Here is a 16,765-nt window from a genome sequence, read left to right on the forward strand (position 1 = left end):
CGAACGGACCGGCTGTCAGTCCGCCTTCACGGGGTGCAGCACGGTCGCCAGCTCGCCCGACTCGTACATCTCCATCATGATGTCGGAGCCGCCGACGAACTCGCCATGGGCGTAGAGCTGGGGGATGGTGGGCCAGTCCGAATAGGCCTTGATGCCCTGGCGGACGGCCTGGTCCTGCAGCACGTCCACGCTCTCGAACGCGACGCCGAGATGGTTGAGGATCGCAACGGCGCGGCTGGAGAAGCCGCATTGCGGGAACAGCGGCGTGCCCTTCATGAACAGGAGCACGGGGTTCTGCTTCACCAGCGCATCGATGCGGGCCTGGGCGTCGTCGGTGCTTAGGTCGGTCATGGCTGTGTCACTCTTTCGGAACGGCGGTCGTAAGCTGGAGGGCGTGCAGCACGCCGCCCATGCGGCCGCCGAGCGCGGCATAGACGGCCTGGTGCTGCTTGACGCGCGACAGGCCGGCGAAGGTCGGGCTGACGACGCGCGCGGCGTAATGGTCGCCGTCGCCGGCCAGGTCGGTGATCTCGACCTCGGCACCCGGCACGGCGGCGCGGATCATGTCCGCGATCTCGGCGGCGGCCATCGGCATCGGCGCTACTTGAGCTCCAGCAGCTGGCGGCGGGCCTCGATCATCTGCTCGTCGAGCGCCTTGCGCACCGCCGCCTCGTCGGTGTCCCCGCCGGCCGCGATCAGATCGCCCACGAGCTTGCGGACGACGTCCTCGTCGCCCGCCTCCTCGAATTCGGCCTGCACCACCGCCTTGCAATAGGCATCGGTCTCCGCCGGGGTCAGCCCCATCTTGGCCGCCGCCCACTGCCCGAGCAGGCGGTTGCGCCGCGCGGTGATCCGGAACGCCATCTCCTCGTCGTGCGCGAACTTGGCTTCGAAGGCGTGCTCGCGGTCGTCGAAGGTGGTCAACACGGGTCTCCCGGCGGAACGTCGTGCCGAAGATAGGCAAGCGTGGCTGGCCGCGCAACTCCGGGCGCCACCTACAAGCCTTCGCCGCCCACCCATTGCGCATTGCTGAGCCGGCGCGCGACGTCCCAGGTCTGGCGGCGGATGTCGGGCACCGCGACCACCTCCCACAACCCGCCGCGCGTCATCGGGCCGATGCAGCAGAGCCGCGCGTCGATGGCGCCGTCGGCGCGGACGGCCTGGCTCTGCGCGTCGACCTCCAGCCCGAGGCGCAACGGGTCGGGCCGGATCGCGCCGCGCGCGATGAGCGCGCACAGCAACGGCTCGTCCGTGCGCGTCAGGTCGCCCTGCGGCCCCGTGCAATTGACGACGCGCGCGGCAAGCGTCTCGACCGCTCGATCCTGCCCTCGCGGCCGCCAGGAGAGACGGATGCCGCCGGGCGCCGGCCCGCTGGCTGCAATCTTGCCCGCCGCGAAGCGCAGCCGGCCGGCCGTGACCATGCCGTCGATCCGCGCCGCGACGGCGGGGGCGAGCCGGTGCCGGTGCACGTCCCAGAATGGCCGCAGATGCCGCAGGAAGCGCGCGCGCTTGGTCGCGTCGCTGATGCCCCACAACCGCTGCGTGACGGGACGATAGGCGTCGACCGCAGCGCGCCAGCCCAGTTCCTCCGACCGCTGCCGAAACTCCTGCACCAGCGACGAGAGCGGCGCGGCGGGCGGATCGGCGAGCCCCGGCCCGGCCGTCTGGCCGACGATGTGCGCGCGCGGCCGCAGGCCCCGGCGCGAGAGCGCGAGCACCTCGCCATCGAACCCGGCCGCGTCGAGCTGCAGCGCCGCGTCGATCGCGGTCAGGCCGGTGCCGAGCAGCACGACGGTGTGCCCCTCGCCCAGATCGCGGGCGAGATCGGCCCGCCAGGGATCGGCGATGTAGCGCTCCGCCGGCAGGCGGGCTGGATCGATGCCGGGCGGCGGATGAGGCGGCATGTTGCCGGTGGCCAGCACCACAACGTCGGCCCTCAGAGCGTCCGCCGCCGCCAGCGTCACGCGCAGCTGATCGCCTTCATCGAAGATGTCGGTCGCCTCCGCCTCGATCAGCCGCAGCCGACCCTCCCGGCCCTGCCGCTCCGCCGCCAGCGTCTCGGCCAGATACGCGCCGTAAAGCTCGCGCGGCACGAAGTCGGTCGCGCCGCCGCAGCCGCGCGCCTCCACCCAGCGCGCGAAATGGCCCGGATCGTCGGGGAAGGCGCTCATTCCGCTCGCGCGGACGTTGAGCAGCTGCCCGGGATCGGTAGCGCTGTACGCGACGCCGCGGCCCATCTGCCCGCCGCGACGCTCCACCAGCGTCGCGGGCGACCCGCCGAAGCGGAGCAGGTTGATCGCGAGCAGCGTGCCGGAAAAGCCGGCACCGACGATCACGAGATGCTGGTCGGGGCGCATCAGCGGTCCCTAGCGATACCGAGCCGGCACGTCATTGCCGCCCGAGCATCGCCGTTCAGTCGCTGACGGTGACCACCAGCTTTCCGATCGCGCCGCGCGCCGCCATCTTGGCGATCGCGTCGCCACCGCGGGCGAACGGGAACGTCTCGGTGACGCGCGGCGCGATCTTGCCCTCGTCCCACAGCCGGAAGAGGTGCGCGACATGCGCGTCGTTCGCCGACGGGTCGCGCGCCGCGAACGCGCCCCAGAACACGCCGCACACGTCGCAGCTCTTGAGCAGCGTCAGGTTGAGCGGCAGCCGCGGGATGCCGGCCGGAAAGCCGACCACGAGATAGCGCCCTTCCCAGCCGATCGAGCGGAGCGCCGGCTCGGCATAATCGCCGCCGACCGGATCGTAGATGACGTCATAGCCGCTCTTGCCCCCGGCTGCCTTGAACTGATCGGCCAGCGCCTTGGACTGATCCTTGTCGAACGGCGCGCGCGGATAGATCAGCACCGCGTCGGCACCCGCCTCGCGGCACGCCTGCGCCTTCTCCTCCGACGACACCGCCGCGACCACGCGCGCGCCGAACGCCTTGCCGAGCTCGACCGCCGCGAGCCCGACGCCGCCCGCCGCGCCCAGCACGAGCAAGGTCTCGCCGGCCTTCAGGTGTCCGCGGTCGAGCAGCGCGTGGATGGTGGTGCCATAGGTCAGGATCAGCGCCGCACCCTCGACGAAGCTGCGCTCGGGAGGGAGGCGATACAGGCGCGAGGGATCGACGGCGATCTTCTCCGCGAGCCCGCCATGGCCGATCGTGCCCATGATGCGGTCGCCGGGCTGCCAGTCGCTCACGCCCTCGCCGACGCTCTCGACGATGCCGGCGATCTCGCCGCCGGGCGCGAACGGGCGCGGTGGCCGGGTCTGATACTTGTCCTCGATGATGAGCACGTCGGGATAGTTGATCGCGCATGCCTTGACCGCGATCACCACCTGGCCCGGCGCGGGGGCGGGATCGGGTAGCTCGGTCAGCGCCAGCGTGTCCGGCCCGCCCACCGCAGTCGACAGCAACGCCTTCATCCTGCTCTCCTTTGCTCGGGTCACGCGATCGGCTGGCCGGCATGATCGGCCATTGCTGTCCGCGCACGTCAGTCGAAGATCCGACGCGCCGGGAACGATCCGGACGTCCGACCCTCGGATTGTAAAGGTATCATAGCGTATTCGAGAAACGTCCCGCAAATCCTTGCCATGTTCCGGAGGTCAGAGGGCGTTGTGAGCCGACCACTAAGCCAGGGCCAAGTGTGCATCAACAGCTGAGCTCTTTCCTCACTTGGTTGCGGCAGGCTCCGGTCGAGCGGGAAGCCGGTCTCGTCAAGTGGTTGAGCGCGCGGCGGCGATGGGGCACAGACGTGGCCGGCCGTTCACATCGTGGCGCCGCCAGCAGCCGGAGGGCGTCAGCGCGCGTGACATCTGCAGCTCCCGAACCACATGCCTGGCGGCCCGAGAACCTCCGGCTCGCCGTCGAAGCCGCAGGCGTGTCGCTCTGGGCCTGGAACGTCGACGACGACCGGTTCACGATGGACGAGCGCGGGTTCGAGCTGTGGGGCATAGCGTGGAGCGCGGCCGTTACCTTCGAGGAGCTGTCGGTGCACATCCACCCGGCCGACCGCGATCGGGTCCGCGCCGGCTTCGCGGCGACCCGTGCGGTGCTGGGCCCCTACGAGACCGACTTCCGCATCATGGTCGACGACGAGGTCCGGTGGGTGTCGGCTCGCGGTCAGGGGCAGGACGTCGGCATCGTCGGACGCACGATGTTCGGCATCTTCCTCGATGTCACCGGTCGCAAGCAGGCGGAGGAGGGTCACGAGCTGCTCGCGGGCGAGATGAGCCATCGCGTCAAGAATCTGCTCGCCATCGCGACCAGCCTGACGATGATCGCTTCGCGCGCTACCGAAACCACCCAGGACATGGCGCACGAGCTCACCGGACGGCTGTCCGCGCTCGGAAGAGCACATGACCTGGTCAGGCCGTTGCCGGGCGGCCAGGGTGAGGCCGCACTGCTGGGGGACCTCCTGACCGTGCTGCTCGCACCCTACGATGATCTCGGCGCTTTCCGCGGGCGTGTCCGGGTTGCTGTCGAGCGGACCGGGGTCGGAGAGCAGGCGGCGACAGCGCTCGCGCTGGTGATCCATGAGCTAGCCACCAACTCGATGAAATATGGCGCGCTGTCCGAGCCCGCGGGCACGCTGGACGTCTCCAGCACCAGTGGTGGCGACACGATCCGCCTCACCTGGCTGGAGCGCGGCGGCCCCATGGTGGAGAAGCCGGAGGGGCCGGGAGGCTTCGGAAGCAAGCTGATCCAGCGCAGCGTGTCGGGGCAGCTGGGCGGCACGATCGAACACGACTGGTCCAGTGGTGGCCTGATCGTCACGTTGCACATCGATCGCAAACGGCTGGCGGGGTAACCGGCAGGCACCGTCCGGCTTGCTAGCGCAACCGTCGCGCCAATCAGTCGCCCGCGCGTCTTCCCGACAATGAACTTTGTGCACTGCACAATGGTTCACGGCCCATGATACAGAAGCCCGAAAAGTCTGCGCACGCCCATTCGGCGGCGAACCTCGCTCCTGCCGCAGGGCCGCGCCCGCCCGTTCGCCCCTGGCGCTGGGGTGCCGCAGCCGGCGTCGGCGGCCTGTTCGCGACGGCAGCGGCCGTGTTCAATCGCGCGAGCACCCGACGCGCCGAGGCTGAAACGCCGCCGGCCGGTGCGTTCGTCGAAGTGGACGGCGTGAGGCTTCACTATGTCGAACGCGGCGAAGGGCCGGTGGTCGTGCTGCTGCACGGCAACGGCGTCATGCTACAGGATTTCGAGGTCAGCGGCGTGCTGGACCTGGCCGCCGCGAGGCACCGCGTGCTGGCGTTCGATCGCCCCGGCTTCGGCCACAGCGACCGGCCGCGCTCCACTGTCTGGACGCCCTCGGCGCAGGCTGCCCTGCTTGCGCGCGCGCTCCAGCAACTCGGGGTCGAACGCGCGGTGTTCGTCGGCCATAGCTGGGGAACGATGGTTGCGCTCGCGATGGCGCTCGACCACCCGGACCTCATCGGCGGCCTCGTCCTGATCTCCGGCTACTATTACGGTACCGCGCGGCCGGACGTGGTTCCCGCGTCCACTCCAGCCATTCCCCTTCTCGGCGACCTGCTCGCCGCGACGGTCTCGCCGCTACTGGCGCGGATCACTGGCCCGCTCGGCATCAAGGCCAGCTTCGCACCGGCACCCATCCCGGACAAGTTCTCGGCGTTTCCGGTCGCGATGACGCTCCGGCCCTCGCAGATCCGTGCGACCGCGGCGGACACGGCCATGATGGTGCCAGCCGCGGTTATGCTAAGCCGCCGATACGCGGAGCTGTCCGTGCCGGTGGTTATCATGGCAGGCGACGGAGACCTCATCGTCCACAAGGCCAGGCACGCTGACCGGCTGGCGCAGGAGGTGGCGGCTGCGGATCTCCGGGTGATCCCCGGCCAGGGCCACCTTCTCCATTATGCCGTGCCGGAGCAGGTGGTAACCGCAATCCACGACGTCCTGAGCCGAAACCACCGCCAGCGGGCGACTGCGGCTTAGGGCGGAGCCGCGGTTCGCCGGACTTGGTTCCGACGGCGGCGCATCGCGGTAGCGTGGCGTCGTGCACGGGACAGCACTGAAGCTCGCCCTTCAGGGCGCGCAGATTCCATTTGTCAGGCGGTATCAGCGGGAAGTGGCTGCGAACAGAAATGTATTCGCCAGCTGGAAGCCCAGCCGCTTGGACGCTGCTTGTATCATCGGTCGAGCATGTCCCGGACCTTGTTGGTCATGGCCGCAACGGAGAACGGCTTGGTGATGACTTCCATCCCCGTCGCCAACAGACCGTTGCCGACTGCAGCGTTCTCGGCATAGCCGGTGATGAAGAGCACCCGCAGATCGGGCCGGGTCACTCGCGCCGCATCTGCCACTTGCCGGCCGTTCACGCCTCCCGGCAGGCCCACGTCGGTGATGAGCAGGTCGATCGACCGCGACGAGCGCAGAACGCCCAGTCCGCTCGGACCGTCCTCCGCCTGCAGGACGAGATAGCCCGCCTCCTCCAGCACCTCGACGACGAGCGACCGTATGGCGGCCTCGTCATCGATCACCAGGATCGTTTCGCCATGGCCTTCCGGCACCGCAGCTGCCTCGTCCTCGTGGTTGGCGCCGTCGAGCTTGCCTGCGAAGCGTGGTAGGTAGAGGCACATCGTCGTCCCCTTCCCCACCTCCGAATAGATCCGGACCTGACCACCGGACTGCCGGACGAAGCCGTGGATCATCGACAGGCCGAGGCCGGTTCCCTGGCCCAGCGGCTTCGTCGTGAAGAACGGATCGAATGCCTGGGCGATGACGTCAGGAGTCATGCCCGTCCCCGTGTCGGTGACACACAGCGAGACATATTGCCCGGGTGACAGGTCGCGCTCTTTAGCCGCGCGGTCGTCCAGCCAGCGGTTCGCCGTCTCGATCGTGATCCGGCCCGCACCGGACATGGCATCGCGTGCGTTGATCGAGAGGTTGAGGAGCGCGTTCTCGAGCTGCGACGGATCGACCCTGGTCAGCCACAGGCCGCCGGCGCCCACGACTTCCACTTCGATGCTGGGACCGACGGTTCGGCGGATGAGGTCCTCCATGCCCGCGACCAGCGCATTCACGTCCGTGGGCTTGGGGTCGAGGGTCTGGCGCCGGGCGAAGGCGAGGAGCCGCTGCGTCAGCGCCGCGGCCCGCTTCGCTGCCTCCTGCGCGCTCCCGATGTAGCGGTCCAGACCAACCGTGCGCCCCTGTCCGAGGCGAAGCTCGAGCAACTCGAGATTTCCCGTGATGCCGGCGAGCAGATTGTTGAAGTCGTGGGCGATACCGCCGGTGAGCTGCCCGACAGCCTCCATCTTCTGCGACTGCCGAAGCGCTTCCTGCGCGCTGGCGAGTTCCTGCTGACGAGCCTTATCCTCGGTGAGATCGCGGCCGACCGCAATGAAGTGAACACCACCCGGCTCGGGCGAGACCGTCCATCCGATGGGCATCCACTCGCCCTCGGCGGAGCGGATACGGTTCTCGAAGCGGGTCGGTTCGCCCGTCTGGGCCATCGCGTTCAGCGCGGCGACGACGGTCGGGACGTTCTCCGGATGGATGATGTCGGCGTAAGGCTCGGTGAGCAGCTTCTCCTCCGACCAGCCGAGCAGCTTGGTCCACGCGGGATTTATCGCGAGCAGGTTGCCTTCATAATCGGCACGCGCGAGCAGATCCTCCGACAGCGCCCAGAGCCGGTCGCGCTGTTCCCTCGCCGCGACCTCCTCGGTGATGTCGCGCCCGTTGCAATAGACCATCCCTTCCTCGGCCACTCCCGTCCAGGATATCCACTTGTAGGTGCCGTCCTTGCAGCGGTAGCGGTTCGGGAAGCGGATGGCGGGCCGGCCGATCCGGGCAAGCGCGAAGCCCGCCCGGGTGCGCTCGACGTCATCCGGGTGAAGCAGGTCGAAGATCGACATGCCGGCGACCTCGGCCTCGCTCCAGCCGAGCATCGTCTTCCAGGCAGGATTGGAGGTCTCGAAATAGCCCTGCGGGTTCAGAGCACCAAGGAGGTCGGGGCTGACCTGCCAGGTAAGGCCGCGCGCCTGGGTCCGCTCGATGACCTGCCGCTCGAGGTCTGCGTTCAGGGCCCGCAACGCCTCTTCGCTTTGAACATGATCGGTGACGTCGTGCCCTTCGGCAAAGATGCCCGTGACCGTGCCATCGGCCTCGAGGATGGGCTGATACACGAGATTCAGAAAACGCTTTTCCAGCGGACTTCCGGGCGCGCGCTGTAGGTCGACCGGCATTTTCCGCCCGACAAATGGCTGTCCTGTCCGGTAGACCTCGTCGAGCAGCTCGAAGAAGCCCTGGCCCTCGATCTCCGGGAGCGCTGCGCGCGCGGGCAGTCCGACCAGATCCCGGTGCCCGACAAGCTGGAGATAGGCCTCGTTCATGAACTCGAAGACGTGGTTCGTCCCCCGCAGAACGCACATGAAGCCGGGTGCTCTCTGGAACAGGGTACGCAGCCGGTCGCGCTCGCCGGTCCGGGCTTCGACCTCCGAGGAAAGCCGTTCGTTGACCCTGCTCAGCGCTTCCGCCGCCTCGGCACGCATACGCGCAGCCTCGGCGAGATCGGCCGCCCGTTGCCGCGCAGCATCGCTGGCCTCTGCAGCTTGAAGACCGGAGCTGATCTGCCCGGCGAGGAGGTTGAGATATCCGCGATAATCGTCGTCCAGGAGCAGATGCGGATTGAGCCCGACGACGATCGCGCCGCGCGCCTCCTCGCCGCCCTGCCCTTCGAGCGGCATGACGATCGCGCGGCTCGGAGGCTGCTTCCATGGCCCTGGGGGAAGCCCGCGTACCTGGGAGAGGTCGATGATGGCGCCGGCGGTTCCGAGGGGCCATTGCGCCTCATCGTTCAGCCCGATCGTCTCCGGAATGCCTGAATGAGGCCCGTCCAGGCCCGTCCGGTCGATTACATGAGCGTGGCTGCCCTCGAACAGATAGGTGACGCTGAATGGCACGTCTTTGGCATTACCGGCCAACGCAGCATGGGCGGCGGCAAACACGGCGTGCGGCGCGTCGGCCGAGGTCAACTCCGTCGCAAGCAGACGCAGCGACTCCAGTCGCCGTCCGGTGATCACCCTGTCGGTCTCCTCGACGACGGCGCAGAGGAGGCCCCCCACCTTGCCGTCGTCATCGAAGACGGGGCTGTACGAGAAGGTGTGGTAGGTCTCCTCGGCATAGCCGTGACGTTCGAGCATCAGCAGCAAGGCCTCGCTCCACGTCGCCTCGCCTTCCTCATACACCTGGCGGATCAGCGGCTCGATCTCCGGCCAGATCTCCGCCCACAGCTCGCGGGTCGGCGTCGCCAGCGAGGCGGGATGCTTGGCGCCGAGGGTGGGAGTGTAGGCGTCGTTATACAGGAACGAGACGTCAGAACCCCAGCCGAGCCACATATCGAAGCGGCTCGTGAGCAGGATCCGGACCGCAACCTTGAGCGCCTCCGGCCAGCGGTCGACCGGCCCGAGACCTGTTTGCGCCCAATCGGTGCGGCGCATGAGCGAGGCCATCTCGCTGTTTCCGATGAATACTTCAGGCTTCATGCTGCCGCCTCAAACGGGTGGTGCACGCTCCTAGTGAAGCGCCCACCAGAGGGCCACATGAAACGAGCAGCCTCCGGCCTTGCCAACTTGACCCGAACGTCTGCTCGCACCGTAACCCGAGCCACTCTGCCGTGATGTAGATCACCCGGACAAAAGGCCGCGCGTCAGGACGCGACCGGGAGGGTTCTTGACCAAGCAGCGCAACATCCCGCTCCCAAGCAGGTCTGGTAAAGGCAGCGTGTTACCTGGGATGTTGCCTGGCGGCCGATCCCGGCGGGGTCGTCCCCCAAGCCATTGGAAGTTGGCGCGCCCGGAACGATTCGAACGTCCGACCCTCAGATTCGTAGTCTGATGCTCTATCCAGCTGAGCTACGGGCGCGTGGGAGGTGGTCGCATAGCGGGGGTGGTTGGGGCGCGCAAGTGCGTTGCTTGCGGCGGCCGGGGCGCATAGGGCCGCGGCGGTGAAGCCGGCTGTCATCCTTCCCTTCCTGCTGCTCGCGGGCTGCGCGCATTCCGGCGGCGGCGGCCCTTCCCTCGCCCCGCGCGCGGCGGAACGGCAGGGGTTCGAGGAGCCTGCCGTCGTCCCGGCAGCATCGACGGCCGACCCGGCGCTGGACGCGCGCCTCGCGGCGTTGGGCGCCCGCCTGGATGTAGCCGCCAAGGCGTTCGATGCTGACGCAGCAACTGCGGACAAGGCGGCCGCAGCGCCCGGCGCCCGCACGCTCGGCAGCGATGGCTGGGTCGGGGCGCAGCAGGCGGTGGCGGCGCTGGACGGCCGACGCGAGCAGGTGACGGCGCTGGCGACCGAGGTGGACGGGCTGATCCGGGAACGGACGGAAACCGCAGGCGCGCCCTACCCCGCTCTCGACGCCCTGGTGGCGCGCGCGCAGGCGGAGGGCGATCGCGAGACGGCGCGCATCACGGCGCTCACCGCGAAACTGCCGCAGCCCTGAGCGCGATTGATCCGGCTGTTCAGCGGGGCCGCTCGATCCGATAGGTGAAGTGCCGCCGCAGTGGGTGCCCTTCGGCGAGCGCCGGATGATCGAACTCGCCGCCCGGCACGCGCCTCATCCCCAGCCGCTCCATCAGCCCCCAGCTGCGGGTGTTGCCCGGCGTGGTGATCGCGACGACATGGTCGAGCGCCGTGTTCGCCCACGTCCAGGCGAGCACCGCGGCGGCCGCCTCGCGGGCCAGTCCGCGGCCCCATAGATCGGGGGCAACCATCCAGCCGATCTCCGTCTTGCCCGCCAGCGGCGCGAAGCCGGGCTGGATGCCGCACCAGCCCGTCAACTGGGCATCGACCCGCAACTCTGCCGCCCAGAAGCAGTAGCCGTGCGCCTGTAAGCGGGCGGTCTGGCGTTCGATCACCGTCGCTGGCGGATCGGCCGGCGTCCCGAGCGTCGCCACGACGCGCGGATCGCTCCGAATCGCGTCAAGCGCCTTCGCGTCGTCCGGGCGCCAGACGCGCAGCAGCAGGCGTTCGGTCTCGATCACGCCGAAATCACAGGCGCGGCCGGTCGAGCGCATACACCGCCATCGCCCCCAGCGGATCGTCGGCCGCGAAGCGCGGATGACGGAAGTCGAGGTCGGCGCGGCGCCCCATCCCCAGCTTCAGCATGAGGCCCCAGCTCTTGACGTTGGCCGCGACGGTATAGGCTGTGACGCGCGGGAAATCCGTGTTCTCCCAGCCCCAGTCGAACGCCGCCTGCGCCGCCTCGCGCGCCACCCCCGTTCCCCAATGCCGCTCGGCGATGCGCCAGCCGGCCTCCAGCTCGCCGGTGATCGGCGTCTCCGCATACGGCATCTTGCGCAGCCCGCAGATGCCGGCGAGCTCGCCCGTCGCGCGCACGTCGACTGCCCACATCGAGAAGCCGTATTCAGCTTGGTTCGCCATCTGCGCGTCCATCAACGCATCGATCTGTTCGCGCGAGGCGACCCCGCCGAAATGCGCCATCATCGCCGGCGTGTTGATGATCTCCGCGAAGGCCGGCTTGTCCTCCTCGCGCCAGGAGCGCAGCCGCAGGCGCGGCGTCTCGATCACTTGCCCAGCAGCCGCGCGGCGTGCGCGGCATGATAGGTGAGGACGCCCGCGCAGCCGGCGCGCTTGAAGGCGAGCAGCGTCTCCAGCACCAGCGCGTCGCGCTCGCCCGCGCCGGCGGCGACGGCCGCCTCGATCATCGCGTACTCGCCGGAAACCTGATAGGCGAAAACGGGGACCGCGAACCGCTCCTTCACGCGGCGGACGATATCGAGATAGGGCAGGCCCGGCTTGACCATGACGCTGTCGGCACCCTCGGCCAGGTCGAGCGCCACCTCGCGCAGCGCCTCCTCGGAGTTGGCGGCGTCCATCTGATAGGTCTTCTTGTCACCCTTCAGCAACCCGCGCGAACCGACCGCGTCGCGGAATGGACCGTAGAAGGCGCTGGCGTATTTGGCGGCATAGGCCATGATCTGGACGTTGGGGTACCCGCCCGCCTCCAGGGCCGCGCGGATCAGGCCGATGCGGCCGTCCATCATGTCGGACGGCGCGATGATGTCCGCGCCGGCCGCCGCCTGGTTCAGCGCCTGGTCGACCAGCATTGCTGCGGTCGCGTCGTTGACGACATAGCCGGCGTCGTCGACCAGCCCGTCATGGCCGTGCGTGGTGTAGGGGTCCAGCGCGACGTCGGTCAGCACGCCGATGTCCGGCACGGCATCTTTCAGCGCGCGGATCGCCCCGCACATCAGATTGTCGGGGTTGAGCGCCTCCTCGCCGCGCGCCGATTTGCGTTCGGGCGGGGTGTTCGGGAACAGCGCGATGCAGGCGATGCCGAGCGCATGCGCCTCGCGCGCGCGCGCGACGATCTGCGCGATCGGCCAGCGCGAGACGCCGGGCAGGCTGGCGATCGGCTCCTCCACGTCGCCCGCGGTGATGAACAACGGCCAGATCAGGTCGGCCGGCGTCAGCACCGTCTCGGCATGCAGCCGGCGGCTCCAGGCGGCCACGCGGGTGCGGCGGAGACGGACGGCGGGATAGGACGACATCGGGCCCGTTTGCGCGGCCGTGGCGACGCGCGCAAGGTCCCCGATCACCGCACCGGCCGCAGCGTTCCGACCGGCTCCAACACCGTCCCGGCCTCCTGTTCGGGCTCGGGCGACGCGGGCACATAGAGTGCGCCCTTGCGCCAGCCGCCATAGCGATAGAACAGCGACGCCAGCAGCAGGTTCGCCGCCGAGCCGGCCGGGAAGCTCCACCACAATGCGTCGACGCCGAGCAGCGGCTTGAGCGCCAGCGCGACGCCCAGCCGTACCGGGAACATCGCCACGAACAGGATCACCAGCGGCCCCAGCACCGCGCCGTTGGCGCGCACCACGCCGAACAGCACCATGGTCGCCCCGAACAGGATGAAGCTCCAGGTCGCGATCAGGCTGATGTGCCGTGCGATCGGCAGCGCCGGGCTATGGCCGCCGACGAACAGCGCGAACACCGGCCGCTCGAACAGCAGCACGGCGGCGACCAGCGCGCCCGTCATGACGACATTGTAGAACAGCCCCGCGCGGGTGATCCGCGCGACGCGATCCCAGCGCGCCGCGCCGATGTTCTGCGCCGCCATCGCGCTCACCGCCGCGCCGATCGCCAGCGCCGGCATCTGGATATAGGCCCAGAGCTGGAGCGTGATGCCATAGGCGGCGACCGTCTCGATGCCGTGGCGGTTCACCAGACCGACCATCGTCAGCCCCGCCACGGAGATGACGATCATCTGCGCGCCGATCGGCAGGCCCTTGGCCAGGATAGTGCGGACCAGCGCGCGCTCCGGCAGCAGGTAGCGAAGCTCCGACCCTTTGAGCCGCAGCGGCAGGTCCCGCAGGTGGATGTAGGCGGCGACCGCGGCGACGGCGACGACGTTGGCGATCAGCGTCGCGGTCGCCGATCCGGCGATGCCCATCCGCGGAAACGGGCCGAGCCCGGCGATCAGCAGCGGGTTAAGCCCCGCGTCCAGCACCACCGACAGCCCCATGAACCAGAGCGGCGTCAGCGAATCGCCGGTGCCGCGCAGGCCCATGAAGACGAGCACCAGCACCATCGACGCGGGCAGGCCGAGGAAGATGACGCGCAGATAGGTCTGGGCGAGCGGCAGGGCGTCCCCCGGCGTCGCCAGCGCGCGCAGGATGTCGGGCGCGAACGCCCAGCCGAGCGCGGCGACGACGATCGCCGTGCCGATGACGAGGCCGATCGCCGAGCCGAAAGCGCGGCGCGCGCTGTCCACGTCGCGCCGGCCCCAGCTCTGCCCGACCAGGATGGTGGCCGCCATGCCGAAGCCGAACACCGCGCCGAACATCAGGAACATGATGATGTTGGTGTTGGAGGTCGCCGCGATCGCGCCCTCGCCGAGGAAGCGGCCGACCCAGATCGCGTTGATCGAGCCGTTCATCGACTGGAGGACGTTGGACCCGAGCGTTGGCAGCGCGAAGGCGAGCAGCGCGGAGGCGATCGGCCCGGTGGTGAGGTCGCGCTGGCCGGGCCGGTGCGGTGGTTGGGCCATTATCCTGTCATTCCCGCGAAAGCGGGAATCCAGCTCCCGACGGTTGGTCCAACCCGGCGGTGAGGAGATGGGTCCCCGTTTTCGCAGGGATGACGGGATAGGCTTTCATCCCAACCGCCCGAGCGCCGCGCGCAGCCGCTCCGCTTCCGCCGCACGCTCGGCATGATCGGCGCGCGCCTTATCCACCGCCTCCGGCTTGGCGCGCTCGGCGAAGCTCGGATTGCCGAGCCGCGCGGCGAGGCTATCGCGCTCTTTCTCCGCCGCCGCGATCGCCTTGGTGAGGCGTGCGCGTTCGGCGGCGAGGTCGATCACGTCGCCCAGCGCCAGCGTATAGGTCGCCTCATCCACGACCAGCTGCGCCTCGCCGCCGACGCCAGTCCCCTGCTCGATGCGCGCCAGCCTTGCGATGGTGGCGGCATTGGCAGCGAGCCGCGCCTCGGTGTCCAAAGTTGCGTCGCGCACCGCGAACGGCAGGCGCGCACCCGGCGGCACGTTCAGCTCCATCCTCGCAGTGCGCACCTCGCCCACCAGCCGGATCAGCCACTCGACTTCCGCCTCCGCCGCCGGATCGAGCGCGCGCGCGTCGGCCATCGGCCAGCTCGCCACGATCAGGTCGTGATTGCGCTCCGCCAATGCGTGCCAAAGCTCCTCGGTGATGAAGGGCATGAAGGGGTGCAGCACGACCAGCACCTGATCGAGCACCCAGCCGGCGACCGCCTTCGTCTCGGCGTCGATCGCGCCCTTGATGAGCTCCAGATACCAGTCGCAGAACCGGTCCCAGACGAAATGGTAGATCGCGTTCGCCGCCGCGTCGAACCGGTAGTCCGCGAGCGCCAGGTCGACGGCCTGCACGGTCCGCACCGTCTCCGCGACGATCCATTTGTTGACCGCGAGCGTCGCGGGCGGCGGCTCCGGATGGTCCGACCCGCCGATCCCGTTCGCCTGCGCGAAACGCGCCGCGTTCCACAGCTTGGTCGCGAAGTTGCGATAGCCTTCGACACGGCGCTCATCCATCTTGATGTCGCGGCCCTGGCTCTCCATCGCCGCCATGAAGAAGCGCAGCGCGTCCGCGCCGTAGCGGTCGATCAGCCCGAGCGGGTCGACGGTGTTGCCCTTCGACTTGGACATCTTCTGTCCGTCGGCGGCGCGCACCAGCCCGTGGAGGTAGAGCGTGCGGAACGGCACGTCCCCCATGAAGTGCAGTCCCTGCATCATCATGCGGGCATCCCAGAAGAACAGGATGTCGAAGCCCGAGACGAGCACGTCATTGGGGTAGCGGCCGTTCAACTGTCCCCCCCTCCCGCTTGCGGGAGGGGTCGGGGGAGGGCGTGTCGGATCGGCTGGCGCCACGGCGGCGGACAGGCCCTCCCCTAGCCCCTCCCGCAAGCGCGAGGGGGATTGGTCCGGCCAGCCCAGCGTCGCAAACGGCCACAGCGCTGAGGAGAACCACGTATCGAGCACGTCCGGGTCGCGGACCAGCGCCACCCCCTCGCCCGCCTCGGCCTGCGCCGCCGCCTCGCTCTCGGCGACGATCACCCGGCCGTCCTCGGCATACCAGGCCGGGATGCGGTGCCCCCACCATAGCTGACGGCTGACGCACCAGGGCTGGATGTTCTCCATCCAGTTGAAGAAGGTCTTCTCCCACGTCTTCGGCACCAGCCTGATACGCTCGTCGCGCACCGCCGCGATCGCCGGCTGCGCCAGCGTCTTCGCGTCGACATACCATTGGTCGGTCAGCATCGGCTCGATCACGACGCCGCCGCGATCGCCGAACGGCTGCATGATGATCTTGTCCTCGATCCCGATCATCAGGCCCTCGGCGTCGATGTCGGCGACGACGCGCGCCCGTGCCTCATAGCGGTCGAGCCCGCGATAGCCGTCCGGCACGAGATTGAGCGCATCGACCTCCGCCGCGCTCGTCTCCGCGCCGGCGGCGATCTGCCGCGCACGCGCTGCCGCGACCGCATAGGGCGGCCCATCCGTCCGCAGCGCCGCCACCTCGTCCATCAGGCGATACATCGGGATGCCGTGACGCTGGGCGACGCCATAGTCGTTCTCGTCATGCGCGCCGGTGATCTTCACCGCGCCCGATCCGAAGGCGGGATCGGGATAGTCGTCGGTGATGATCGGGATCAGACGGCGGTGCTCCTTGGGCCCCACCGGAATCTCGCAGAGCCTGCCCACGATCGGTCGATAGCGTTCGTCGTCGGGATGGACCGCGACCGCGCCGTCACCGAGCATTGTCTCGGGCCGCGTCGTCGCGATCGCGATATAGTCGCGTTCTTCCTCCAGCACGACCGCCCCGTCGCCGTCGCGCTCGACATAGGTGTAGGTCTCGCCTCCCGCGAGTGGATATTTGAAGTGCCACATATGCCCGCTCACCTCGCGCGCCTCGACCTCCAGGTCGGAGACGGCGGTGCGGAGCGCCGGGTCCCAGTTCACCAGCCGCTTGTCGCGGTAGAGCAACCCCTCGCGATGCAGCCGCACGAAGACGTGGCGCACCGCGGCCGAAAAGCCCTCGTCCATCGTGAACCGCTCGTTGGACCAGTCCATCGAACAGCCCAGCCGGCGCAGCTGGCGCGTGATCTCGCCGCCCGACTTCGCCTTCCATTCCCATACCCGCTCGACGAACGCGTCCCGGGTGAAGTCGGTGCGCTTCTTCTGCTCCAGCGCCAGATCGCGCTCGACGACCATCTGCGTGGCGATGCCGGCATGATCGGTGCCGACCACCCACAGCGCGTCCT

The 16,765-nt window shown here is 69.1% G+C and carries 14 protein-coding genes and 1 tRNA gene; 3 read left to right on the forward strand and 12 right to left on the reverse strand.

Annotated elements, in window-relative coordinates; genetic code table 11:
- Window positions 1-15: 15 nt before the first annotated feature.
- The 5 genes from grxD to ACFE64_RS00420 all read right to left on the reverse strand — a co-directional run bounded on the left by grxD (window position 16) and on the right by ACFE64_RS00420 (window position 3,414).
- On the reverse strand, window positions 16-351 hold the full coding sequence (gene grxD, locus ACFE64_RS00400; RefSeq protein ID WP_375390458.1) for a Grx4 family monothiol glutaredoxin: 336 nt from the start codon (window positions 349-351) through the stop codon (window positions 16-18).
- A gap of 7 nt (window positions 352-358) precedes the next feature.
- Window positions 359-595: a BolA family protein gene (locus ACFE64_RS00405; protein WP_375390459.1), complete on the reverse strand. Its 237-nt coding sequence runs from the start codon at window positions 593-595 to the stop codon at window positions 359-361.
- A 5-nt stretch (window positions 596-600) separates the two neighbouring features.
- Window positions 601-924 (reverse strand): DUF1476 domain-containing protein, encoded by a 324-nt coding sequence (locus ACFE64_RS00410; protein ID WP_375390460.1) that lies wholly within the window; start codon window positions 922-924, stop codon window positions 601-603.
- A 71-nt stretch (window positions 925-995) separates the two neighbouring features.
- Window positions 996-2,357, reverse strand: coding sequence for an FAD/NAD(P)-binding protein (locus ACFE64_RS00415; protein WP_375390461.1), 1,362 nt, complete (start codon window positions 2,355-2,357; stop codon window positions 996-998).
- Between the two features lie 55 nt (window positions 2,358-2,412).
- Window positions 2,413-3,414, reverse strand: coding sequence for an NADPH:quinone oxidoreductase family protein (locus ACFE64_RS00420; protein WP_375390462.1), 1,002 nt, complete (start codon window positions 3,412-3,414; stop codon window positions 2,413-2,415).
- A gap of 254 nt (window positions 3,415-3,668) precedes the next feature.
- Between ACFE64_RS00420 and ACFE64_RS00425 the strand changes: the two genes are divergently transcribed.
- Window positions 3,669-4,799: a sensor histidine kinase gene (locus ACFE64_RS00425; RefSeq protein WP_375390463.1), complete on the forward strand. Its 1,131-nt coding sequence runs from the start codon at window positions 3,669-3,671 to the stop codon at window positions 4,797-4,799.
- Between the two features lie 104 nt (window positions 4,800-4,903).
- Entirely contained in the window at window positions 4,904-5,950 is a 1,047-nt protein-coding gene (locus ACFE64_RS00430) for an alpha/beta fold hydrolase (RefSeq protein ID WP_375390464.1), read from the forward strand.
- 194 nt (window positions 5,951-6,144) lie between these two features.
- Here ACFE64_RS00430 and ACFE64_RS00435 read toward each other — a convergent pair whose 3' ends face one another.
- Both ACFE64_RS00435 and ACFE64_RS00440 read right to left on the reverse strand, forming a co-directional pair.
- Window positions 6,145-9,498 (reverse strand): PAS domain S-box protein, encoded by a 3,354-nt coding sequence (locus tag ACFE64_RS00435; protein WP_375390465.1) that lies wholly within the window; start codon window positions 9,496-9,498, stop codon window positions 6,145-6,147.
- Between the two features lie 302 nt (window positions 9,499-9,800).
- Window positions 9,801-9,877 (reverse strand) — tRNA-Arg (locus tag ACFE64_RS00440).
- An 82-nt stretch (window positions 9,878-9,959) separates the two neighbouring features.
- On the opposite strand from ACFE64_RS00440, the gene ACFE64_RS00445 reads away from it, so the two are divergent.
- The gene (locus ACFE64_RS00445; protein WP_375390466.1) at window positions 9,960-10,451 is read left to right on the forward strand and encodes a hypothetical protein; all 492 of its coding nucleotides are present in this window, start codon (window positions 9,960-9,962) and stop codon (window positions 10,449-10,451) included.
- Window positions 10,452-10,470: 19 nt separating this feature from the next.
- On the opposite strand, the gene ACFE64_RS00450 is transcribed toward ACFE64_RS00445, so the two are convergent.
- The 5 genes from ACFE64_RS00450 to ACFE64_RS00470 all read right to left on the reverse strand — a co-directional run.
- On the reverse strand, window positions 10,471-11,025 hold the full coding sequence (locus tag ACFE64_RS00450) for a GNAT family N-acetyltransferase (protein ID WP_375390467.1): 555 nt from the start codon (window positions 11,023-11,025) through the stop codon (window positions 10,471-10,473).
- Window positions 11,000-11,539 carry a GNAT family N-acetyltransferase gene (locus tag ACFE64_RS00455; RefSeq protein WP_375390468.1) on the reverse strand — a complete coding sequence of 180 codons (540 nt, stop codon included), beginning with the start codon at window positions 11,537-11,539 and terminating at the stop codon, window positions 11,000-11,002. Before ACFE64_RS00455 ends, ACFE64_RS00450 begins: the two co-directional genes overlap by 26 nt.
- Window positions 11,536-12,522, reverse strand: coding sequence for a porphobilinogen synthase (gene hemB, locus ACFE64_RS00460; RefSeq protein ID WP_375390469.1), 987 nt, complete (start codon window positions 12,520-12,522; stop codon window positions 11,536-11,538). Before hemB ends, ACFE64_RS00455 begins: the two co-directional genes overlap by 4 nt.
- Window positions 12,523-12,566: 44 nt before the next feature.
- On the reverse strand, window positions 12,567-14,021 hold the full coding sequence (locus ACFE64_RS00465) for an MATE family efflux transporter (protein WP_375390470.1): 1,455 nt from the start codon (window positions 14,019-14,021) through the stop codon (window positions 12,567-12,569).
- Window positions 14,022-14,126: 105 nt separating this feature from the next.
- Window positions 14,127-16,765: valine--tRNA ligase (locus ACFE64_RS00470; RefSeq protein ID WP_375390471.1), on the reverse strand; the 2,639-nt coding region annotated here is incomplete at its 5' end.

It is taken from the genome of uncultured Sphingomonas sp., from assembly GCF_964250165.1.
In the GTDB taxonomy this organism is placed as follows: domain Bacteria; phylum Pseudomonadota; class Alphaproteobacteria; order Sphingomonadales; family Sphingomonadaceae; genus Sphingomonas.

Coding starts and splice junctions, on each gene's coding strand:
- ACFE64_RS00450 (WP_375390467.1), bottom strand. CDS start 11,025: ATGCGCTCGACCGGCCGCGCCTGTGATTTCGGCGTGATCGAGACCGAA.
- ACFE64_RS00435 (WP_375390465.1), bottom strand. CDS start 9,498: ATGAAGCCTGAAGTATTCATCGGAAACAGCGAGATGGCCTCGCTCATG.
- ACFE64_RS00420 (WP_375390462.1), bottom strand. CDS start 3,414: ATGAAGGCGTTGCTGTCGACTGCGGTGGGCGGGCCGGACACGCTGGCG.
- ACFE64_RS00415 (WP_375390461.1), bottom strand. CDS start 2,357: ATGCGCCCCGACCAGCATCTCGTGATCGTCGGTGCCGGCTTTTCCGGC.
- hemB (WP_375390469.1), bottom strand. CDS start 12,522: ATGTCGTCCTATCCCGCCGTCCGTCTCCGCCGCACCCGCGTGGCCGCC.
- ACFE64_RS00465 (WP_375390470.1), bottom strand. CDS start 14,021: ATGGCCCAACCACCGCACCGGCCCGGCCAGCGCGACCTCACCACCGGG.
- ACFE64_RS00430 (WP_375390464.1), top strand. CDS start 4,904: ATGATACAGAAGCCCGAAAAGTCTGCGCACGCCCATTCGGCGGCGAAC.
- ACFE64_RS00405 (WP_375390459.1), bottom strand. CDS start 595: ATGCCGATGGCCGCCGCCGAGATCGCGGACATGATCCGCGCCGCCGTG.
- grxD (WP_375390458.1), bottom strand. CDS start 351: ATGACCGACCTAAGCACCGACGACGCCCAGGCCCGCATCGATGCGCTG.